This window comes from Sphingomonas sediminicola, from assembly GCF_049991885.1.
In the GTDB taxonomy this organism is placed as follows: domain Bacteria; phylum Pseudomonadota; class Alphaproteobacteria; order Sphingomonadales; family Sphingomonadaceae; genus Sphingomicrobium; species Sphingomicrobium sediminicola.
Map to the genome: position 1 here is coordinate 1,895,078 of NZ_CP178916.1, position 21,573 is coordinate 1,916,650.

The window sequence follows — 21,573 nt, forward strand, 5'->3', positions numbered from 1 at the left end:
GGCTACGCTGCGTGGGCTTGCGACCGGCTGGAACTGTGTCGCTCTAAGCGCTCACGTGCTTCACCCGATAATTGGAGCCCCTCAACTGCACTGATGGCCTCGTAACCTTTCACGTTGAGTGCAGGCGCCAGGATGGCGAGCGCGTCTTCGAGTGCATCGATCTCGGTGCGAGTTAATCCGAACATGCGGTAAACACGGTCGTTGATCTCCACCTCTGCGGACACGATCTCAGCCGCGAGCTTCGCAGCCTCAGCGCGCTTGTGATCGAACCACGTCTCCCACTCGTCTCGCTCAGCCACGGGGATGGTCACCTTTAGGCGCTTGTTTAGCGCGGCCTGGAGATCGGCAAACGTCATCGAAGGCCAAGCCTTGAATAAAGAACTGGCCGTTATTCGAGCGTCAATATCGCCGAGCCTGCGCAATGTAGCTTTGATCAGTGACTCTAATTCTTCGCCGGCACGCATCGCTTCCGCCGACGGACTACTGAGCTCCCGTTCAAGGAGATCAGCCGGTGGAACGGCTAGTGCGCCTACGAATTGGACGCGCGCTTCGCGGAACCCGCCCCGTACGGCGGGTGCCAGGCCGCAAAGCTGGAACCATGAAAGTTTGGAATTAAGAAATCCCGCGAGCGCCGAAGATGACGCGGGAATCACATACGATTTGTCGTTCGAGTAAAACCTACTGGTATCAAACGAGAAATTCGGACGATCGTTGAAATGGGGGTAGATCACCTTCGTACCGAGAAACGCAGGCTCATACGCGGCCTGCGCCTGCTGCAACTCCCACCAGTTCTGGCTCGTAGCTCGCCTCTCGAGGCGATCGCGAAACGGCAATAGATGGTCGCGCACCGCCGGATAATCATCGATGTCGATCATGTTCCTGGGCGTGTAGATCAGCCAGAGGTCATTGCTCTCCACATGCCAACGCTTGAGATTTTCGCCGACGAGAAATGGCTTCAATAGGTCCGCGGAACGGTCACCAGTGTTCGCGGCTCGCTCGACGATCTGGTCGCGCTGCTCACGGCTAAGAATGAAGGCGTCGTTCAGACCTGTTTTGATGCCGTACAGGGGCGGTCCAAAAGTATCCGCGAGAGTAGCACGCCCGGACGCTATCTTGATCCGAATTTCTTCAAGCAGGTCACTTTCGAACCGCCACGTGCCGGCGGTTAGCCGGCTGCAAGGCATCGGCTTCGCCTCTTCCTCGAAGGTCTTGGCTAAATCCCCTGGCATGGAACGCACTGTTAGATAACGGAGATTGTCATCTTCGTGCGGCCGTCGTTTCCGAAGCGTGATGATTGCAGGGTACGTCGTAACGCCTTCGAAAACTTGCAGATCGCCGAAATCGACGACGGTTTCGATATTGCTGCTCTCGGCCAAGAATGCCCGCAACAACTTGCCTGACCCGGTTCGGAAGAAGGTCGACGAGGAGATGAACCCGAGGCGGCCGCCTTCCTTCAGTAGCTTGACGCCGAGTTCGAAGAAGTACGCATACAGATCGGCCCGGTCGGTTGCGACACTAAACCGCGCCTCGAGGTGTGGCTTTATGGGCTTGAGCAATTCCATTCGAACGTAGGGTGGGTTGCCAAGCACGATGTCGAACCCGCCGGCGCCTAAGATATCCCGGAACTCAGAAGCCCAATTGAATGGCCGTGGGTGGAAGTGGGTGCTTTCGACGAGGCTGTTTCCGTGCTTGATGTTCCCATTCAAGCTCTCCAACGCCCGTTCTCGCTTCGCAGTTTGCAGCCAGAGTGCCAGCTTCGTGATTTCGACGGACTCCGCGTTCACATCCACGCCGAAAAGATTGTTGGTGATGATCTCGACATCAGCATTCGGAGCACTGAGAGCGAGGATGCCCGGGGTCAGCTCGCTGAGCCGATCACGCACACGCTTCTGTTCCGCGTTGAGATAATTGAATGCGGCGATGAGGAAGGCACCCGAACCGCACGCGGGATCGAGAATCCGGAGGCTCGTGAGCCGATCGAGGTATGCGGACCAGTAATCGGCTTCTGCCGTTCTGCTGTTTTTCCAGCGAACCTCGCCATCTGGCAGAGCCTTACCGAACTGGGGCAGCAACTCGTCAGCAATCTCCTGCAGATGCTTGCCGATCGTCTGCTCAACGATGAACCGCGTGATGAAGTCGGGCGTATAGACGACGCCTTCACGCTTCTTCTTTGATGCGGGCGGCGGGGCCTCGATCCCTGCGGCCGCCTTCTGATTTTCTATATCGGTGATCGATTGTTCGAAAATGTGCCCGAGGATGTTTACGGAGACGTCGCTGGCAAAATCGTAGTTTCCGAGGCGTCCGAAACTTTCGACCAGCGCATCTGGCAGATTGAGGTCCTCGATAATTGGGTCGTGCGCGAATAGGCCGCCATTGTACCGAGGAATATTGTGAGGTGGTGCCCCCTCATCCACCCACTGAAACAGCGTCCGGAGCTGGTCCCACTTCGGCTGAGGATTATACCTGTTCGTGGTCTGCACCGCGTCCTGGAGACTTTGCGGAGGCAGAAGAAACTTGTCCTCAGCAAATGCGATGAACAGCAGCCGATCTAGAAGTGTCTGAACAATCCGAATCCTGTCTTCGACGTTGATCGTCGGTCGCTGATCTCCGACAAACGCCAGCAGGTCATCCCGCAGTGCCCTGTAGTCTTGGTAAAGCTGATTGGTGACGTCCCGGTCTGCCATGGCGCTTCGGGACAGCAGGTCAGCAGTCGCGCCGGTCAGCAGTCGTTCGACATGCAGCAGCAGGAGCAGGCGCGAAAGCTCCTCCGGCTGGTCGATCCGTCTCAGATCGAACAACTCATAATCCTGCCGGCCGTAGCCGACGGCATAGAGCCGTAGTTCCTTCATATTGCTAATGACGACCCAGCGCGCCCCTGGAGCATCCATCGCATAGTCCCAAGCCTGCTGAACCGGCGTCTTCTGGCGGCTCGCCATAATGCGATCGAGGGCAACTTTGGGGCCCTTCAGCTCAAACGGCGCAAGGATGGCCGAATCGCCATCTGAGAAATGCCCCAGGGCTAGGTCGACAGTGGTCCCTCCTGGAACAGGCTGTTTAACCCGCATCGTACCAACCTGCCCAGGCGCAGGAGCTGAGTACTGCAGGACTCCTTGTACGATTATGCGATTGAATTCTTGTTCGAGCTGGCTCTCATTCTGGAGATCAATTGCGGGGTCAGCCGCTCGCTTTGCCCATTCCGCGGCAGCTTCTAGCACCGCCGGCGACTGCAACTCGCTTACGCCACTGAGAACGGATTGAATGATCTTCGGATTAAAGAGAGGCATGCCGCGAGAATAACTGCTCAGCCCTCCTAGTCCATCGAATCTCTGTTCATCTCCGCGCTTTCAGCGCGTATTAGCGGCCAACCGCTGCCTTAGCTCCTCGTTGCTGTACCAGCGCATAGCCGGCTTGCATGGCCGCATTTACGTCAGGCGTTCTCGCTTGCTCGGGGAGTCCAGTCCATGCGGCGAGAAACTCCCGCGCGCGGTCCAGATTGTTCATGATCGCGTCGGACGCCTTCTCATAGAGCTCTTGGTCCGCCTTTAGCTGAGCACGGTCCCGCTCGAGCTGCGCGCGTCCGCTATTCAGCTCGGCCACCTGATCCGATATCGAAGCCGCAAGGCGAAAGAACCTATCGACGGAACCATTGAGAGCTGGAGGAAGGCTATGCAGCAGTGCGAGCTCCTCGGGAGTGCTGCCCCGCACCAACAATTGACCCTTCTGGACGACTGCTTCCATCGGCGCACTGGGATCAAGTACCATTGCCAGCACTTCAATCTGTTGAGATAGCCGTTGGGTGCGCTCTGCGGCCTTCTTCCGTTCGGCGGCGGCTGCGACCCTCTCCGTCTCGGCAACGCCGATTAGGTCCAGAAGCTCACGTTCGCGTCCTTCTTGCGATAGCTTCAATAGCTCAGCTTCAGCCTTTGCGGTCTCAGCCGCGGCTTCCTTCTCTGTGGCTTCCTCGACAAGTCTCCTTGCGCGTTCGCGGTCGGCTTCAGCTTCAGCACCTAAGCTCTCCCGCCGCTCTCTAGCGCTTTTTTCGGCCATACTTGCGCGCCCGGTCTGCCGATTGCGTCTAGCTCTCCTCTCCCCCTCGCTCATCTCCGAACCCTTGAGCCCCCGAACTAGGCCGAGCTTCTCACATGCAGCGGCCCACTCGTCGTGATTGGCCTCGAGCTGCTTCGATCGACCGCGAATTGAGGACGGGTCGAGCGACCACTTTAGTACCTTAGGACGCACGTCGATCGGCTTGCCGGCTTCATCCCGGGCACAATGCTTCGGGAGGCGGCCTCGCACCGCATGTTCCCGCTGAACGAGGGGCACGGCTACGACATGAACGTGCGGGCTCTCCTCGTCCAAATGCAGTGTTACCGAGATCAGTCGCTTGCCGTGCTTTTTCCGCGCGAGAGCCAGTGCAGCTTGGACTACGGGGTCAGCCAGGATTTCGGATGTTGGCTTAGATTTCCAATCACCGGCTCGGTTCCAATATTCGGGTGAAGCCGAGTAGACGTCCTCAGAGGCAATAGCGCCGGCGTTCCTACGCACCTTCGTCGCCACCTTGTGATCTTGCAGCACGCCTTTAACCCGATCGACGTAAGAGCCCGTCGCACTCGCAAGAAGCTCGATTGGCTCCGGAGCATCCTTTCGCGCATTCGGCGCTTCGATTTTGCGAGTGTTGTGCCCTTGCGCCCTGGCCACCTGAGTCCAAGTTTTCAGATTATTGTGACTTAGCGTAGCAAAGCCCAATGCTGGCCGACCGTCCGCTTGGGCCGGAAACCTGCCAACATATCCCTTTCGCTCAGGCTTGGGCTCAGGGCGCAGTTTGCGCCTGCCGATCGGCAGGATCTCGTCTTCGTCGTTCACCCGCTTTCGATTAAAGCTACCCATAAATTCCTCCGTGAGAACTATGATAGCGGGAAGTCGTCAGCGACTTTAAGACAGTCAAACAAAAATAAATGTTTATTGAACGAAGTACAAAAACATCTCACCCGGGAAAGGTTTTTTCGCTTCGCGAAATAAACCTACGCGGAATACTTCACCTAACTCGCTTCGGCGTCCGTTCGGCGTCCACCTAAATCCTCCAGGGATTTCCGCGTGGGTCAGAGATGTTTTTGCCTCGTTGACGCCTCCGACGCGCAAGGCGCGATGGCGAAGGGACTAAATGGGAGGCCAGGTTGGCCCTCAGGCCCGATGAAAGAGGACGGCTGTTCGTCCCTCTCCAGCCTGGAAGATCTCCAAGATGAATGATTACGCGCTCTATCCCGCGATCGTCCCTTGCGCGCTGACGATGAAGCCCGCTCATGTTCACGCTGAACAGGCGGGCCGCCTAATGCCTATGGAACGCCTTCCATTCAGATGCCTGCCGGTCGTGACACATCCTAAGCAAGGTCATCCTGTAAATGAGCTTAGAACGGCCCTGCGTGAGGCTGCTTACATTCGTCGTACACGCTTCACCAAGGGAGACGTCACGATCCATGATTTCTCCTCCCGGGCCGAGGATCTCTTCATGCTCACCAGCATCGTGCCCGACGAGGCGCCGGAATGGGTTCATCGTCCATTCCTAAGATGGCAGCTCGCTGACGAGGCGATTGAGGCTTCTGGTGATCTCCATGGAGTGAGAGCGTGGCACGTTTGTGGTGACTTGAGACCCGGTCTCTCCCGCGGCGAGTGGATGGATCAGGTTGTAGATCTTGTGCGATCGGTCCTCCCCGCCGGCATTGTAGCCGAGATCGCTGGCCACATCCCGCGCGCCGGCCGTCCGCCGCATGTACACATCCTAATAAGCTCTCGATATTTCGGGCGGAGGACCTACGCAGGTGTCTCATACCCGCTCTACCGTCGCTTGAACGGTTGCCTCCGACAGGCATGGGTCGAATGGGCCTGCGGGGATGCCTGACGACCTGATCGAACGCGTAGGCTTTAGTAAAGTCAAAAGCTTTTTCCTACTTTTCTATTGCCAACTACTCATCGACGATTACATTTAGTTTCAGACAGAAGTCGCTGCCGGTTCTTAACCGGTTGCCGGAATGGCCCACGGTCCAAAATGGAGAAGTGGTCGCTCTCTTACCGGAGGCCACTTCATGTCTTCTCTTCCGTCTATTTTGCGCGCCTTTGAGAGCGTTTGCGAACACCGGGACGTCGTTCCTACGTATTTCGTTAGGTCGAAGGGCGTCTTCATCATTACCGGGGTGGGCGCCACCAACGGTGGCGCAGTGATCGTCGACCACACGGGACAGATCGTCCGCGCTTGTCCGACGAAGCGCGCCGCGCTCGCGTCGATCGGCTGCAACTAAAAAACCCGGCAGCCAGGCTGCCGGGTCTCAAGAAAGCTCGCGCTCTCTTTGTGCAAGAAGAAACCTATCGCGAGCCGACTGAGATCACAAGGCTGAGCCAAGCTGCCCCAATCCAGGGGGAGCGGCCACATGTGTCCGCATAATGCTATCCACCGCGAGATTCGCCACGTCGCAGGCAATCTCTTCGTTCTGTCCGTAATAAGGTGCAGCGCTCGTACGCTCGTCTGCGATGACTGCTTCTACCGGTGGCTGGAAAGTCTGGACCGGTGAGCAATGCAGGGTCCGGCGCAACGCCCGAAGCCTTACTATCCAGCGGCGAAGCCGCCTTGGTAGAAAGAAGGGACAGTGTTGCCAAACGTCCCGTCAAGCTCCGCCGCATGGCGATGAAGCAGTATAAGGGACAAGCTCCCCGCACCGATGAGGAGCGCGAGGAAGCTGGTGATGACGCCGGCAAATGGTTTCCTGTCGTGGCGTGTGGCCAGTGCTGTCACCGCCAGGCGACAACTCTGGTTGCAATGCAGCGCGTATCCGGATCGGTAGTCTGGAAGGGCGTTATGCGTTGCGGGAGCGTTTGGCTCTGCGGAGAATGCGCTCAGAAGATCGAGCGCGTTCGCGGCGACGAAGTCAAACGTTTGATCGAGACTGCAAGGGCTCGTGGCCATCTGGTTGTGATGATCACCCACACCTTTCCGCATACGATCGCTGAGACGTGTCGCGAGTCTATGGATGGGCTCTCCGGTGCCTTGCGCACGATGCGGCAGCGCGGAGGCTACCAACGTTTTCGCAAGTCGCTCGGCTTCCAAGGGCTGGTTCGCTCGACTGAGATTACACACGGTTGGAATGGCTGGCACCCGCATAATCATGAGCTGTGGATTCTCGATCCGGTGTTGGCGGGAGTCGATAGTCAAAACATGGATGGCCCGACCCTCGAGAAGCTGATTGCCGATAAGGTTTTTCCTCAGTGGGAAGCGGCAGCGAAGAAGGTGTTTGGCGAAGATCGTGCACCTGACCGGGAACATGGCATCGATGTGAGCATCGTGTGGTCGGCCAATGATTATCTGGCGAAGTGTCCTGACCGCGCAGCTCAACTCGAGGCTAATGGGAAGAACCGTTGGGAAGCGTCCGCTGAAATGACGAAGTCGACCGCGAAGATGGGTCGGAAGAAGTCACGCACGTTTTGGGATATTCTCGAGATTGCCGATGGTTCGGGGCCTTCCCCCGAGGAACAAAAGGCCGCGGGCCTTCCCATACTCTCTGTAGAGCGGGCGCGCGAGCTGGTGCTCGATTATGGTCGCGGGACGTGGCGCAAGCGGCGGATGTATTGGACGCCGGGCCATAAAACTAAGGACGGCTACGTCGAAGGTCTCCGCGAGCGCTTCGATATCGGCGAGGAGCTCACGGATGAGCAGATCGCCGACGGCGAGCTTCCGATGACGATGGCTCAGGCCAAGATCGAAGTTGAGAAGAAGGATCCGATTTCTCACGTAGTCGAATTCGATCTCTTCAGTCTCTCGGTGCTCGGCAGTGGTTACATGGACGATCTGTTTGTTCGCGCTGCGCACGGACGCTCTATCCTCGACGTCGCTCTAGAGGACGGCTGGATCCTGGATAGGCTGGGCGATCACGTTGAGGGATACGCGCGATATGGCGCTCGTCACCGGAAGGTGTTCGAGCGTCTTTCTGAGCCGATTCCGATCATGTTGGAGGCGGCCTGATGACCGCTCCCGCTCGCATCCGTCAGGAGGACATCGCTCGCGCACTCAAGGGCTGCAAGAAAGCCGGCTTCAGCCCTGCTCGCGTGACCATTGAAGCGAACGGCAATGTCGTGTTCGAGTTCAGCGATGGAGCACCGCTTCCCGTCGTCCGTGCAAACCCTCTGGACAGGGTGCTTTGATCGATGACCACTCCTCAAGCCTTCAACACCGCCGCGGACGCGTTGGGGCTCTCAGCGGACGTTCGCGCGCGGTTGGTTGATCTGGAGCGTCAGTCGCATCTCGTGCGGCTGGCACGAGCCCTTATGGGCATCCTTCCGGCCTCTAGAGCAGCCTGTTGGCTTCGAGCTTCGAACAAGGCGTTCGACGGCCGAACCGGCCTCGACATGCTTCTTTCCTCAAATCCTGAAGAAGCTCAGACCGTGTGCCAGCATGCGGAATACTGGGCCTATAACGGTTGGTGATCCTCGATGAAGACCCGCTACAAGAACGTCACCGTCAGCCCCGACAGGCACAAGAAGCTTCGCGCTCGCTTTCGGAAGACTGGCCAGAAGCCCGTTTACATGAAGCACCTGCCGGATCAGCCGGGCTTCGATGCTGAATACCAGGCACTGCTAGGCGGACAGGACCTCGAGCCCCGATGGCCGCCGCGTAGCGTGCACGACCTTTGTGCTCGCTACTACAAGTCGGCGGACTTCGAAGATTCGGGTGGAGCTGACAACAAGCGCCGCCGGCGTGGCCTTATCGAGAGTTTTCGGGAAGAATTCGGCAACGACCTCGTCGAGGATTTCAAATTCCAGCACATCGAGGCCATCCTGCTCGCTCGTTCGAAGAAGCGGGAGAACGGCAAGGGACGAGAGGTCGGTGGTGCCGTCGCGGCCGTGAATCTGCGCAAGCAGCTCGTTCGGCTCTTCAACTATGCGGAGAAGCTGGAGTGGATCGCGTCGAACCCTGTGAAGAAGGCGAAGCGCGTCGGCAAAGCGAAGATCAACGGCTATCACACGTGGACTGAGGAAGAAATCGTTGCATTCAAGAAGCGGCATCCGCTCGGCACGAAGGCACGGCTTTTTCTCGAAATCGTTTTGTGGACCTGGCAGCGACGCGGTGACGCGCGGTTGTTCGGCCCGAGGCATATCGTCCGCGGCAAGATCAACTACCGGGCCAGCAAGAACGATGCTGACCTCTGGCTTCCCATCGCGCCCGATCTGAAGCGCGCGATCGATGCGATGCCCTCCGTTGGGTTAACAACCTTCCTGGTGAATGAGTTCGGCAAGCCGTTCACTGCCGCTGGCGTGGGTAACTGGTTCCGGGATCGCTGTAACGAAGCTGGCTTGACTCACTGCACTGCCCATGGGCTTCGCAAAGTAGGCGCCGTTCGTGCAGCTATGGCGGGGGGAACCAATCAGGAGCTGAAGGCCGTCGGTGGCTGGAAGGGCGACCAAGAGGTTGCGACGTATACCGAAGCCGTTGCTCAGGAAGGTCTGGCGGACGTCACTCTGCTGCGCGTCATAAACCGCTTCAGCGATATCGACCCTGATCTTGCCTAAGCGAACGAACAAGCCGGGCACCTTCGATCCCGTCGAGCACCGTAAGGCCAAGCAGGCAGCTCGCGATCAGGACGAAGCTGACCTGAAAGCAGGCCGCGTGACAGCCGAGGAGCTGGCCAGGCAGAACTCATTGTTCGGCAGCTTCCCGCCCGGGTCGATCACCATCGCGCACGATCCGTACGCCGAGCGCTATCGAAAGAAGCTTGAGGCCAAGCAGAGCCGAGAGTTCGAGCAGGTGCTGAAGAATCCGCCTGAGCCCAACAATGAGCTCAAGAATCTGATGAAGCGGAAGGCGCCCTGGGAGGAGTGAATGTCTTTCATGCCGCCGGCGACAGGCCCAAATTTGTCTAACCGTTAGACAGTCGATTTGTCTAACCTTTCAGAAAATCGCTTAAAAGCGCCATTTTTCAGGAAGGGTGGTGACCCCAACGGGACTCGAACCCGTGTTTTCGCCGTGAAAGGGCGACGTCCTAGACCGCTAGACGATGGGGCCGCTCCAAGAAGCGGAGTGCGCGTTAGGGGAGGCTTTTGCGCGGGTCAAGCGAGTGCCGCGTCCTCTAGATGCATCTCGGCCGCATTGCCGCCATTCCACTCATCGCGCTTGATCGTCCCGGCCAGCCACCACCGCCTGTCGCCGGGTGATGATAGCAAGGCCTGACCCAGTTCGGTGGCCGCAATCCGGAAGGCGATCCACTTGAAGCTCTTGCCGTCATCCCCGCATGCGAGACCGCGGATGTGGCCATCCCCGACGATGCCCGTCTTCAGCAAGCGAGCCGGCCCGGCGGCTACCCGCGGTGCCGGCCAGCCCGAACCATAGGGACCCGCCGCGTCCAGCGCGTCGCAAAGGTTTCCCACGACGCCGCCCGGCGCAAGCAATGCGTCAAGCAGCAGCGCCCGGCCATCGAGCGCACGCTCGACGTCCGGGGCCAATCGCTCGCTGATGAATTCGCGAAAAGCGTCCAGGCCGCCCGGCGCTAGCGTGAGTCCAGCTGCCATTGCGTGTCCCCCGCCCGCAACGAGCAGGCCGCTGTCCTTCGCAGCAAGCACGGCCGCGCCAAGGTCGACACCCCCGATCGACCGGCCCGAGCCTTTCCCGGTTCCGTCCTCGGTCTCGGCAATGACGATCGCGGGTCGGCCGAACCGTTCCTTCACGCGCCCGGCGACGATTCCGATCACGCCCGGATGCCATCCGGTTCCCATGACTGTCAGCACCGGAGCGCCGTTTAGCTTGTCGGCCTGTTCGAGCGCCTGCTCGCAGACCTGCATTTCAATGGCCCGGCGCTCTTCGTTCAATCGGTCGAGTTCGTCAGCAATTGCCCGCGCATCCTCAGGATCGGTCGAGGTTAGCAGGCGCACACCCAAATCTGACTTCCCGACGCGACCACCCGCGTTGATGCGCGGTCCGAGAGCAAAGCCAAGATCACGACAGCTGGGCGCCTTCACCAGCCGCGCGGCTGCCGCGAGCGCATTCATCCCGATATTGTGGCGGCCCGCCATGACCTTCAGGCCCTGCGTCACGAAGGCGCGGTTGAGCGTGTGCAGCCGCGCCACGTCAGCCACTGTCCCAAGTGCAACGAGATCGAGCAAGTCGATGAGCTTCGGTTCCTCGCGATCCGCGAAGAAGCAGCGTCCACGCAACTCGCGAACCAACGCAACGCCAAGCAGGAACGCCATTCCGACCGCGGCGACATGCCCGTGTGCCGACCCGGTTTCGCTTTCGTCGAGCCGGTTCGGATTGATCATCGCAAAGGCAACCGGAAGCAGTGCCGCGCACTGGTGATGGTCGACAACAATCACATCGAGGCCTGCGTCCTTGGCTTCCTGCAGCGCCTCGAACGCCTGCGCTCCGCAGTCGACAGTGACGGCCAGAGTTGCGCCGCGGTTCTTCAGTTCGACCAAAGCGGCGCCTGACGGGCCGTATCCCTCCATTAGACGGTCGGGAATATAGACCATCGCGTCGACACCGAGCTGCCTCAGCAGCAGCACGAGCAATGCCGAGCTCGTCGCGCCATCGACGTCGTAATCGCCAAAGATCGCGATCGTCTCGCCCGCCTGCACCGCGTCGGCCAACCGCGCGGCACCCTTGTCCATGTCCTTGAAAGCGGAGGGATCAGGCAGGAAGTCGCGAATGGTCGGCTTGCGATTGCGCTCGAGATCGTCGCGCGCGACCCCGCGGGCGAGCAGAAGCTCGTCCACCAGTGCATCCATTGTCAGTCCAGGCTCGCCCGAACGACGCCATTTCCATGGCTGGCCGCCCACCGAGCGCTCCACCCCAAGTGCGAACGTCATGCGCCCATGTCTAGCAGCAGATCGCGCAACTTGCGCGCCTCCCCACTGGGGATAGCGGGGATGGAATGGCCGGTCATGCCCCCACCCGCCACGCCGAACTGCAGCCAGGCGATTCCGAACGCGCGGGTGATGAAATTCTCCCGGAGGTCGACGCTCTGGATTTTCCGTGCGGGCAGAATCGTGATCCGCCGCCGCCACCAGCCTGTGCGCACCAGTATCCGGTCGCCATCGAGGGAATAGCCTGTTCGCCGCCACGCCAGCCAGCGCAGGCCCAAGGCACCCAGCAGCACGGCGAGAAACGGTCCGCCGAAAAGCGGATTGAACACCAGATTGCCGATGGCCACCAAGATCAACGGCGCCAGCGCGATCGCCAGCACGATTACAAACTCGAGCGACACGCGGGTCCACGCAATGCGCGACGGGAGCGGCTGCCAGCCGAGTTCGCCGACGATGCGATCGACTTCCGCGTCTCTCGCGAGCGGCGCGAGGACGTGCGAGCCCTTGCTACTCTCGTCTTTGGCAAGGCTCTGGACCCGAAACTCGCGCCATCGAAGCCGATCCATCACCGGTCCGGTCGCAATCACGGCGGCCTGCGCGCGGCTGACGGGCAAAGTGACGTCCGTCCGGGTGAAGAGCCCGCGGCGCCGGCGAAGTCCGACACCGGTCCTGTCGAGGCGGAATCCGAAGTCGGTGAGAGCTGTGCGGATAATGCCGGTCACGACCCCAAGCAGGATTAGCAGAGCCAATCCTGCGGCTGCCGTCGCGAAACGATGGGCCATAACGAGCTCGCGGGCCGGACCGCTGACGCTCAAGATGCTTACCCAGAAGGTCCGGCTGAAGGGATCGAAGCCCATCGCTTCGCCGAGCGGAGAGCTGGCGAGACCGAACAATCCGGCGAAAATGGCAAGCGAGAAATTGAATGTTCCGGCCAATAGCAAACGGGGGAACGTCATCTCGTAGACGGGCGGCGGCTCGACCGTTTCCGCGTTAGGCTCCAGAGAGACGGCATGAGTGCGGCGTGCTCGGACCAGTGTTCGCAGCTGCTCGGCGCGCTCGAGGCGAATGGCCTGAAGGACGCCCTCTTCCTGTCCCGCCGAAGCTCCGGTCTCAAACTTCACGCGTGCGAGGCCAAGTACGCGGGCGAGCGGTCCCTGCGTGATGTCGACGTCCTGAATCCGGTCGAACGGGATCGAGCGATGCGTACGGTTCAATATGCCGCTGTCGATCCGGATTTCGTTCGCACCGACCCGGAATTCGAACCGTCTCCAGTAAAGGAAGACTCCGATCGTCATGAAGGCGATCAGGGCGAGCATTCCAAAGAAGGCAGTGCCCCACCGTCCGGAGACGGCCAGATAACCGATGGCCACGTAGCCGCCGGCGACTCCTCGCAGCGATCCGCCAAGGCCAGTCAGCAGGAAGAAGGGATGGAGGTGCTCCGGCGGGCCAACCGCCGTGTCCTCACGCAAAGTCGGTTCGGACATGTTCGCGGATGATGTCGCGGATCTCTGCTGCCCGCTGGGGTGCAAGACCGGGAAGCATGACGATGCTGTTGTGCGTGCCCGCGGTGTGCACGACCAAAGTTGCCAAGCCGAACGCCTTTTCGAGCGGACCACGCGTGACGTCGATGTGCTGGACCCGGACCAAAGGAACGACCGTGTCGACATGGAACAGCCAGCCGCGGACGACCTGGAGCAGGCGATCGGTGAGCTTGTAGAGAAGCCGCCGATAGATCCGCTCCGGCGCGGTCAGGATTGCCACTGCCGCCAGCGCAGGAATGACGAAGGTCGGAAGCCCGGCAGCGGCCGTTTCCTGAAGCATTGCCTGGTCCGCGACAGCTCCGGCGGCCCAAAGGACGAGCCAGACGACGGACATCCGAGCCCGAAGCACGTTTTTGTAAGCAGGCTCGACCGGCAGGAGGTCGGGATCGACAGGGAAGCCGGAGGAGGGAAGCACCGCCTCCGCAATCATTTCGATATCCGAAGCCATTGCCCCTCCACTGCCCCGCGGCCCTTGTTCACCAAGTGGCGCGAGGCCGCAATATGTGGAGCGGGCCGCCCTCCGTCTAGGAACCGCGGCGGGCTTTCATGCTTACTGCCGGTGAAGGAGATGGGAGAGTATGCGGCAGAACTGGCCGGCACAGCTGTGGCTGGTGCGGCACGGGCAAAGCCAGGGCAATGTCGCGCGCGATGCCGCCGATGAGGCGGGGCTGCATGAAATCGACATTCGAGTCCGGGATGTCGACGTTCCCCTGTCCGAGCTCGGCCACCAGCAGGCGAGTTCGACAGGACACTGGTTCGCGGCGCTTCCGGTTGAAGAGCGGCCCGAGGTCATCCTGTCCTCCCCTTACCTGCGGGCTAGACAGACTGCGGAAGCTATCTGCGGCGCGGGAGGGCTAAGCGGACCCTCCAGGCTCGTGATCGACGAGCGCCTGCGCGAGCGCGAATTCGGGATCTTCGACCGGCTCACCCGCGTCGGGATCCAACAGAAATTTCCGGAGGAAGCCGCTCACCGGACAAAGCTCGGGAAATTCTATCACCGCCCGCCTGGAGGCGAGAGCTGGGCTGATGTCATCCTCCGGCTGCGGTCGGCGATGAACACCATCAACCTCCATTATTGCGACAGGCGTGTCCTCATCGTCTGCCACCAGGTCGTGGTGCTGTGCATGCGCTACATCCTCGAGGAGCTGACCGAGCCTGACATCCTGAAGATCGACAAGCAGTCTGAGATCTTGAACTGCGGAATCGTCCGCTACGACTTCGAGCCGGACGCGAGCGGGGTCTGCGTTCCGAAGCTTGAGGTGTGGAACCACGGAGCGCCACTCGAAGCCGAGGGAGCGCCGAAGACTGCCGAGCCCGACATGATGACCGGAACGCGATGACGCGGAAGCGCGGCGAACCGCTCACCCGTTCAGCATTGAATAAATTCCCGCTGCCGCCAGTGGTCGATGGCGACAAGGAGACCAAGGGCCGCATCCTCATCGTCGCAGGTTCGCGGGAGATGGCCGGGGCGGCCTTGCTCGTCTCGACGGCTGCTATGCGGGCCGGCGCGGGCAAGCTGCGGATGGTGACGGGCAAGAGCGTCGCGGTTCAAACGTCGATCGCCATGCCGGAAGCGTTGGTGGTCGGACTGGAGGAAGCGCGAGACGGAGGCTTCACCCGCACTGCCATCCACCAAATCCGGGAAGAAGCGGATCACGTCGATGCTGTTGTTGCCGGTCCGGGGATGGCCGTTGCGAAGACCGGCGCGCTTCTTGCCGAGCAACTGCTGAGAAGTCCCGCAAGCGTCGTGCTGGATGCGGCGCTCCTGCACAGCCTCAAACGGGGCGAGCCGGAGCTACGCAGAGGCGGGCATCCGAGCCTGCTGCCGCATGCCGGCGAGCTGTCTTCGCTACTCGATTCCGAGGAGGAAGAGATTGATGACGATCCGATCGGCTGCGGCATTCGAGCGGCCGAGCTCTACCAGGCGAATGTCCTGGTGAAGGGCGTGACCAGCCATGTCGTGACGCCAGATGGCCGGGCCTGGTCCTTCAGCGGCGGCGCGCCCGGTCTCGGAGTGTCGGGAAGCGGCGATACGCTGGCGGGAATCGTCGGCGGCCTGCTCGCCCGAGGCGCGGAGCCGCTCACGGCCTTGCTTTGGTCAGTGCTCCTCCACGGCGAAGCCGGCGAAACGCTGGCTCGAAAGGTCGGCCCGATCGGCTTCCTCGCACACGAAATCCCGGACGAAATCCCGGCACTGCTTGCGCGCTAACGAAGCGCCGCCACGTCCTCGAGAAGCATCGGCTCGCGTTCGATCTGGCGGAAAAGGCGCCATTGCTCGTCGACACTTTTGCCCTGCATCGACTGATCCATCACATACCAACCAAAGTCGGATGCGATGACCATGCTCCCGAAAGCATCGAGCATCTTCAGCATCTGTCCTGCGGCCGTTGGTGTCTGCAGGCGGTAACGGATGAAGAGCTTGTGTGCGGTGGCCTGATCGATGGCGCCGCTCAGATAGTCGCGAGCAACCGTCGCGGTCGCTCCCAACACGTCGGGGCGCGCGGAAATGTAGGCTCGCCACGCATCGACGTTTTGCATCTTCAGGCTCGCCAGCGGGTAGAGAACGTCGCGCTCGAAAGCGATGCGCTCCTCGACTGGGAATGTCAGGCCAACTCCGTATTCCGCTACGGACTCGGCGACGGGGAATTGGGGGCCATCTTCGATCTCTACGTCGAACTCGTGCCAGCCCCGGCTCCGCACCAACGCGTCGTCGATGTTTACGAAGTGACTGTGATGGCCCGGGTAGGTTTCATGGCAGGCTGCCGCGAGAAGCCGGTCAACATCGACTGGACTGTCGAGATTGATCCGTGCCCGGCTCTTACCATCACCTTGATAGACGTCTTCGGCCGGAGCCGGTTGATCATGGAGGAACTGCACCTCCACTGATTCAGGCTGCCTAAGCTTCATGTGCAGCGCCGTTCGCCGACGGCATTCCGCAAGCGCCGCGTTGAAGACCGGCTCGATCTTGTCAGGCGGAACTAGGGCGGCCGTCTTCAGCGCAGCAATACGCTCCGCCAGCGTTCCCGGTCCGGGAATGGCCTTGTCGAGCCGTTCGAGGGCGGGGTCATATGCGCTGAGCGGGCGAAAGTCCGGCTTGAACCCGTAAAACCGCTCCACCTGTTCGCCGATTGGAAGCTTTGCGCCGCTCATCACCTGCAAATGAGCCTGAAGCGAAGCGAGGCGTGCGCGTAAGGAATGGAGCCGCATGGTTTCGAGCCGCTCCTGGGGCTTCGGCAGAGCGTCGAGCCGAGCAATCAACTCACCGCTGCGCGTGACCATTGCCGCCGGCACGGGCTTCGGAAGCTTGCTCTCAACGGCCTGCTCGAGTGCAGGCGAATTGATCGAAATAAGATCCGGATCGACCTTCTTGGCGTCGAGCGCGAGGCTCACATAGTCTTGAGCAATTGCGTCGATGCTATCGGTTTTTGCGGACGCAGGAGCGGCTGCGATCAGGCCGAACGCCGCCGTAAGGGTCAAAAGCAACTTGCGCATGGCAGGCACCCCCTGGAAGGCGCAGGCTCTTCCAGGGCAACCAAGCTGTCAATTGCCGGAAGTTCTATTCGGGCGTCGTGTGGCGCTCCAGCTCGTCGCCGACGAGGCGGACGACGTGGAGCACATTTGTCGAACCGGCCGTTCCAAACGGAATACCGGCCATGATCACGACCCGGTCGCCGCCTTCGGCGAGGTGGTGGCGGAGCGCCATGCGCTTCGCCTTGCCGACCATTTCCTCGAAGCTCGAAACATCTTTGGAATGCACCGAATGGACACCCCAATAGAGACCCATGCGCCGCGAGGTGGTCTGTGACGGGCTCATCGCCAGGATCGGAACCGGCGGCCTCTCGCGGGCGATACGCCGGGCCGTCGAGCCCGACTTGCTGAAGACGACCATGGTCTTCGCATTGACCGTGCCGGCGATCTGCCGCGACGAACCTGACAGCGCGTCCGCGATCGTTGGCTCCATCTGCGTCTCGGTGAAATGGATGCGCGAGGAGTAGACGGGGTCGCGTTCGACGCTGTTGGCGATGCGATCCATCATCGTCACGGCCTCGATCGGATATTTGCCTGCGGCGCTTTCCGCCGAAAGCATGACCGCGTCCGCACCGTCGTAGATTGCGGTGGCGACGTCGCTCACCTCGGCGCGTGTCGGCGTCGGAGACGTGATCATCGATTCGAGCATCTGGGTCGCGACGACCACCGGCTTTCCAAACTGGCGGGCGGAAGCGACGATCCGGTTCTGGAGCGGCGGTACCTGCTCGGGGGGAAGCTCCACTCCAAGGTCGCCACGGGCGACCATCACACCGTCCGCAAGAGCGATGATGTCGATCAGCCGATCGATCGCCGCCGGCTTTTCGATCTTGGCCATCAGCGCAGCTTTCTCGCCAATCAGCGAGCGTGCTTCGGCGACATCCTCCGGCCGCTGGACGAACGAAAGCGCAATCCAGTCGGCGCCCTGCTCCAGAGCGAACTGCAGGTCGGAGCGGTCCTTTTCCGTCAAGGCCGGGATCGGCACGACGACGTCGGGGACGTTGACGCCCTTGTTGTTGGAGACGGTGCCGCCGACCATCACCTCGGCGACGATCTTCTGCTCGCCGGCTTCCACCACCTTCAGCCGAACCTTGCCGTCGTCGATAAGCAGACGGTCGCCCGGACCAATCGCCGCGAAGAGTTCCGGGTGGGGCAATTCCATCCGCTTGGAGTTGCCCGGCGTGTCATCCTGGTCGAGCACGACCTTCGCGCCTTTTTCGAGCTGCGCCGACCCGCCCTCGAAGCTTCCGACACGCAACTTCGGTCCCTGAAGGTCGAACACGATCGTCGTCGGCCGCTTGAGTTCCTTTTCCAGCCCACGGATCGCTTCGACCAGCTTGGCTTTCGACTTCTGGTCGCCGTGGCTCATGTTGATTCGAAAAGCGTCAGCTCCGGCCAGCATGAGCTTCTTGATCATCTCAGGCTTGCTCGAGGCCGGTCCCAGCGTCGCCAGGATCTTCACTTTGCGGGAGCGCGGTCGCAGCGGCTCGGTCAACTTGCTTCCTTCCAATGTCGCGAGGGGCAATAACGCGTTGCGCCCCGCATTCAACCGGCTTGAGCGGCAGCTTGGGCTCGCTTACAGCCGGGCCGAATCCCTGAACGGAGGCAAGTGACAGATGGCGGAAGGTACCGTCGCGGCCGATCAGCTGCGGCTTTTCATCGAACGAATTGAACGGCTTGAAGAAGAAAAGAAGGGCATCGCGGACGACGTGAAGGACGTCTACGCGGAGGCGAAATCCAACGGCTACGACCCGAAGATCATGCGCATGATCGTCCGTCTGCGCAGGATGGAGGCGCATACGCGCCAGGAGCAGGACGCCGTTCTCGAAACCTATCGCAACGCGCTCGGTCTCGCGTAAGGAACCGCCATGGCAGGCCATTCCAAATTCAAGAACATCATGCATCGCAAGGGCGCGCAGGACAAAAAGCGCTCGGCGATGTTCTCGAAGCTCAGCCGCGAAATCACTGTCGCTGCCAAGATGGGCCTGCCCGATCCCGAGATGAATGCGCGCCTTCGCGCGGCGGTGCTCGCCGCCAAGGCGCAGTCGATGCCGAAGGACAACATCCAGCGGTCGATCGACAAGGCATCGGGCTCGGACGCCGAGAACTATGAGGAAATCCGCTACGAGGGCTTCGGCCCGGGCGGCGTCGCCATCATCGTCGAGGCGCTGTCCGACAACCGCAACCGCACGGCGACCAACGTCCGCACCGCTTTCTCCAAGAATGGCGGCAACCTCGGCGCAAGCGGCTCGGTCAGCCACGGGTTCGAGCGGATGGGCCTGATCGAATATGGTGCCGCTGCAGGCGATGCCGACAAGGTTCTGGAAGCCGCGATCGAAGCCGGCGCGGACGATGTCGAATCGGATGAAGAAGGTCACGAAATCTGGACCTCGGTGGATTCGCTCCACGAGGTAGCAAAATCGCTCGAGGGCGCGCTTGGCGAAGCAGAAGCCGTCAAGCTCGGCTGGAAGCCCGGCACCGAAGTCGAAGTTCGCGGCGACGATGCAGCGACGCTGATGAAGCTAATCGACGCGCTGGAAGACGACGACGACGTCCAGACTGTCTGGGGCAATTACAATGTCCCGGATGAGGAGCTGGAGAAGCTTGCCTAAGCTTCTGGGTCTCGACCCTGGCCTTGGGACTACCGGCTGGGGCGTTATCCAGGCAGAGGGCAACCGACTTTCCCACGTCGCTAACGGACAGCTGAAGACGGACACTGCCGTGCCACTGCCGGAGCGGCTCGCCGACCTGGCTCGCCAGCTCGAGGCGCTAATTGCCGAGGTCGAACCCGACGCTGCGGCGGTCGAAGAAGTGTTCGTCAATAAGAACCCGCAGTCGACCCTCAAGCTCGGCCAGGCGCGAGGAGTCGTCCTGATGACGGCCGCTCGCGGCGGGATACCCGTCGCCGAATACGCCGCCCGGCTGGTGAAGAAGGCCGTCGTCGGCAACGGCAATGCGGAAAAAGTACAGGTCCATGCGATGGTCTCGCGCCTGCTGCCCGGGGCGAAAATCGCCGGGCCAGACGCCGCCGACGCCCTCGCAATCGCGATCACCCATGCACATCACTTGGCGAGCGCCCGCCGCATCGCCTAAGCCTAGGCAGACATGATCGCCCGCCTGTCCGGAATCCTCGCCGAAATCAGCGCCGACACGGCGATCGTCGATGTCGGCGGTGTCGGCTACCTCATCCACGCGAGCGCCCGCACGCTCGACGTACTCGGGCCGATCGGCGGCGAGATTCTGATCCTGACCGAGCTCCAGGTCCGTGAGGACGCGTGGACTCTGTTCGGTTTCGGATCGCAGGTCGAGCGAGACTCGTTCCGCGCCCTCACGTCCGTTCAAGGCGTGGGCGGCAGGCTCGCGCTCGCTATCCTGTCGGTCCTCTCTCCCGACGAACTCGCCCGCGCCGTAAGCCAAGGCGACAAGGCCATGATCGGCAGAGCCAACGGCGTCGGCCCGAAGCTTGCCGCCCGCATCGCCAACGAACTTCAGGGCAAGCTCGGCGTCGCCGGGCTGGGCGCATCGCTGGTGCCGGCAGCGCGCGGCGGAGCAGCTTCGGATGCGATGTCCGCACTCGCCAATCTCGGATTCAAGCCTGTGGAAGCGAGTGCTGCGGTGAACGCTGCCCAAGATGAACTCGGTCCGGAGGCCGGCCTCGACGACCTCGTTCGGCTGGCGCTCCGCAAAGCGGCAAAGTGACGCGCGCTCGCGCATTTACGCTCCTTCTCGCACTGCCGCTCAGCGCCTGCGCAATCACCTCCAGCGCATATTCGGCTATCGATTCCTGCCTCGAGACAGGCCATGCATGGAATTACCGTTCGAGCCGATGCGAGCGCCCGGATCCGGGCCCGGTCGACCTGATCCGCGTCGACAAGTCCGCCCATCTCATGTCGGCCTACCGCCAGGGCAGGCTGGTCCGCGAATTTCGCGTTGCGATCGGGCGCGGCGACCCTGGCCCCAAGCAGCAACAGGGCGATGGCCGAGTGCCGGAAGGTTCTTACCGAATTGTCGGACACAACCCGAACAGTGCATTCCATTTGTCGCTCCGGATCGGATATCCGACACCTGAACAGGTTTCGGCAGCGGCCAAGCGGGGCGTGAATCCCGGCGGCGACATCATGATTCACGGCCTTCCAAACGACCGCGGCTGGATCGGCAGCCGGCACACCGAGTTCGACTGGACCGACGGCTGCGTCGCAGTCACCAACCGCGAAATTGAGTGGCTCTACAAAGCCGTAAGGGACGGCACGCCGGTGGAGATACAGGCGTGACGACGCGCACCGCATCCTGCCGCTGCGGACAGCTCAAGGTGACGGTCACGGGCGATCCGGTGCGGGTTTCCGCCTGTCACTGCCTCAACTGCAAGAAGAGGTCTGGAAGCGCTTTCGCCGTGCAGGCCCGCTGGCCGGCCGAGCAGGTGACGGTCGAGGGTCAGTCGAAGAGCTGGGTCATCGTCGCTGATAGCGGCAACCCGGGCACGTTCCATTTCTGCCCGGAATGCGGCTCGGACGTCCACTATGAGATCAACGGCAAGTTCGACGGCCTGATTGCCATCCCGCTAGGGGCGTTCGACGACCCCTATTTTGCCTCACCGAAATTCTCGGTCTGGGAAAAGCGCAAGAACGACTGGATCGACATCGTCGGCGACGGCGTCGAACACACCCTCTAA

General features: G+C 61.2%; 21 protein-coding genes and 1 tRNA gene. 14 read left to right on the forward strand and 8 right to left on the reverse strand.

The window, feature by feature from the left end:
* Positions 1-2: 2 nt before the first annotated feature.
* A complete protein-coding gene (locus tag ACMC5O_RS09835; RefSeq protein WP_426692777.1) occupies positions 3-2,936 on the reverse strand; it encodes an Eco57I restriction-modification methylase domain-containing protein in 2,934 nt (977 codons plus the stop codon).
* 418 nt (positions 2,937-3,354) lie between these two features.
* A complete protein-coding gene (locus ACMC5O_RS09840) occupies positions 3,355-4,887 on the reverse strand; it encodes a plasmid recombination protein (protein ID WP_426692778.1) in 1,533 nt (510 codons plus the stop codon).
* 448 nt (positions 4,888-5,335) lie between these two features.
* On the opposite strand from ACMC5O_RS09840, the gene ACMC5O_RS09845 reads away from it, so the two are divergent.
* The 6 genes from ACMC5O_RS09845 (at position 5,336) to ACMC5O_RS09870 (ending at position 9,862) form a co-directional block, all read left to right on the forward strand.
* The gene (locus tag ACMC5O_RS09845) at positions 5,336-5,896 is read left to right on the forward strand and encodes a MobA/MobL family protein (protein ID WP_426693525.1); all 561 of its coding nucleotides are present in this window, start codon (positions 5,336-5,338) and stop codon (positions 5,894-5,896) included.
* A gap of 774 nt (positions 5,897-6,670) precedes the next feature.
* Complete coding sequence (locus tag ACMC5O_RS09850) at positions 6,671-8,008, forward strand: hypothetical protein (protein ID WP_426692779.1); 1,338 nt, start codon at positions 6,671-6,673, stop codon at positions 8,006-8,008.
* Positions 8,008-8,187, forward strand: a complete 180-nt coding sequence (locus ACMC5O_RS09855) for a hypothetical protein (RefSeq protein WP_187708928.1) — start codon at positions 8,008-8,010, stop codon at positions 8,185-8,187. The genes ACMC5O_RS09850 and ACMC5O_RS09855 overlap by 1 nt, the downstream gene beginning before the upstream one ends.
* Before the next feature lie 3 nt (positions 8,188-8,190).
* Positions 8,191-8,469 (forward strand): antitoxin Xre/MbcA/ParS toxin-binding domain-containing protein, encoded by a 279-nt coding sequence (locus tag ACMC5O_RS09860; RefSeq protein ID WP_187708927.1) that lies wholly within the window; start codon positions 8,191-8,193, stop codon positions 8,467-8,469.
* A gap of 6 nt (positions 8,470-8,475) precedes the next feature.
* A complete protein-coding gene (locus ACMC5O_RS09865) occupies positions 8,476-9,552 on the forward strand; it encodes a tyrosine-type recombinase/integrase (RefSeq protein WP_187708926.1) in 1,077 nt (358 codons plus the stop codon).
* Positions 9,545-9,862, forward strand: coding sequence for a DUF1778 domain-containing protein (locus tag ACMC5O_RS09870; RefSeq protein ID WP_187708925.1), 318 nt, complete (start codon positions 9,545-9,547; stop codon positions 9,860-9,862). Before ACMC5O_RS09865 ends, ACMC5O_RS09870 begins: the two co-directional genes overlap by 8 nt.
* A gap of 107 nt (positions 9,863-9,969) precedes the next feature.
* On the opposite strand, the gene ACMC5O_RS09875 is transcribed toward ACMC5O_RS09870, so the two are convergent.
* The 4 genes from ACMC5O_RS09875 to ACMC5O_RS09890 form a co-directional block, all read right to left on the reverse strand.
* Positions 9,970-10,045, reverse strand: a tRNA-Glu gene (locus ACMC5O_RS09875).
* A 44-nt stretch (positions 10,046-10,089) separates the two neighbouring features.
* Positions 10,090-11,841, reverse strand: coding sequence for a single-stranded-DNA-specific exonuclease RecJ (gene recJ, locus ACMC5O_RS09880; protein WP_426692780.1), 1,752 nt, complete (start codon positions 11,839-11,841; stop codon positions 10,090-10,092).
* Positions 11,838-13,322 carry a PH domain-containing protein gene (locus ACMC5O_RS09885; RefSeq protein ID WP_187708924.1) on the reverse strand — a complete coding sequence of 495 codons (1,485 nt, stop codon included), beginning with the start codon at positions 13,320-13,322 and terminating at the stop codon, positions 11,838-11,840. The genes recJ and ACMC5O_RS09885 overlap by 4 nt, the downstream gene beginning before the upstream one ends.
* Positions 13,300-13,827 carry a PH domain-containing protein gene (locus ACMC5O_RS09890; RefSeq protein ID WP_246444323.1) on the reverse strand — a complete coding sequence of 176 codons (528 nt, stop codon included), beginning with the start codon at positions 13,825-13,827 and terminating at the stop codon, positions 13,300-13,302. The genes ACMC5O_RS09885 and ACMC5O_RS09890 overlap by 23 nt, the downstream gene beginning before the upstream one ends.
* A gap of 130 nt (positions 13,828-13,957) precedes the next feature.
* On the opposite strand from ACMC5O_RS09890, the gene ACMC5O_RS09895 reads away from it, so the two are divergent.
* Both ACMC5O_RS09895 and ACMC5O_RS09900 read left to right on the forward strand, forming a co-directional pair.
* A complete protein-coding gene (locus ACMC5O_RS09895) occupies positions 13,958-14,719 on the forward strand; it encodes a histidine phosphatase family protein (RefSeq protein WP_187708923.1) in 762 nt (253 codons plus the stop codon).
* Positions 14,720-14,754: 35 nt separating this feature from the next.
* A complete protein-coding gene (locus ACMC5O_RS09900; protein WP_426692781.1) occupies positions 14,755-15,588 on the forward strand; it encodes an NAD(P)H-hydrate dehydratase in 834 nt (277 codons plus the stop codon).
* Here the strand turns inward: ACMC5O_RS09900 and ACMC5O_RS09905 are convergent.
* Together ACMC5O_RS09905 and pyk are read right to left on the reverse strand one after the other, a co-directional pair.
* Complete coding sequence (locus ACMC5O_RS09905) at positions 15,585-16,871, reverse strand: hypothetical protein (RefSeq protein ID WP_187708921.1); 1,287 nt, start codon at positions 16,869-16,871, stop codon at positions 15,585-15,587. The genes ACMC5O_RS09900 and ACMC5O_RS09905 overlap by 4 nt on opposite strands.
* Before the next feature lie 64 nt (positions 16,872-16,935).
* Positions 16,936-18,399, reverse strand: a complete 1,464-nt coding sequence (gene pyk / locus ACMC5O_RS09910; protein ID WP_426692782.1) for a pyruvate kinase — start codon at positions 18,397-18,399, stop codon at positions 16,936-16,938.
* Positions 18,400-18,520: 121 nt separating this feature from the next.
* Here pyk and ACMC5O_RS09915 point away from each other — a divergent pair, with 121 nt between their 5' ends.
* Genes ACMC5O_RS09915 through ACMC5O_RS09940 form a run of 6 tightly spaced genes read left to right on the forward strand, consistent with a single transcriptional unit; the run spans position 18,521 to position 21,573 of the window.
* Complete coding sequence (locus ACMC5O_RS09915; protein WP_187708920.1) at positions 18,521-18,763, forward strand: DUF2312 domain-containing protein; 243 nt, start codon at positions 18,521-18,523, stop codon at positions 18,761-18,763.
* A gap of 9 nt (positions 18,764-18,772) precedes the next feature.
* Complete coding sequence (locus ACMC5O_RS09920; RefSeq protein ID WP_187708919.1) at positions 18,773-19,516, forward strand: YebC/PmpR family DNA-binding transcriptional regulator; 744 nt, start codon at positions 18,773-18,775, stop codon at positions 19,514-19,516.
* Complete coding sequence (gene ruvC, locus ACMC5O_RS09925) at positions 19,509-19,997, forward strand: crossover junction endodeoxyribonuclease RuvC (protein ID WP_246444321.1); 489 nt, start codon at positions 19,509-19,511, stop codon at positions 19,995-19,997. The genes ACMC5O_RS09920 and ruvC overlap by 8 nt, the downstream gene beginning before the upstream one ends.
* Positions 19,998-20,009: 12 nt before the next feature.
* Positions 20,010-20,603 carry a Holliday junction branch migration protein RuvA gene (ruvA, locus tag ACMC5O_RS09930; RefSeq protein ID WP_187708918.1) on the forward strand — a complete coding sequence of 198 codons (594 nt, stop codon included), beginning with the start codon at positions 20,010-20,012 and terminating at the stop codon, positions 20,601-20,603.
* Positions 20,600-21,175, forward strand: a complete 576-nt coding sequence (locus tag ACMC5O_RS09935; RefSeq protein ID WP_426692783.1) for a L,D-transpeptidase family protein — start codon at positions 20,600-20,602, stop codon at positions 21,173-21,175. Before ruvA ends, ACMC5O_RS09935 begins: the two co-directional genes overlap by 4 nt.
* Positions 21,172-21,573, forward strand: coding sequence for a GFA family protein (locus tag ACMC5O_RS09940; protein WP_187708916.1), 402 nt, complete (start codon positions 21,172-21,174; stop codon positions 21,571-21,573). The genes ACMC5O_RS09935 and ACMC5O_RS09940 overlap by 4 nt, the downstream gene beginning before the upstream one ends.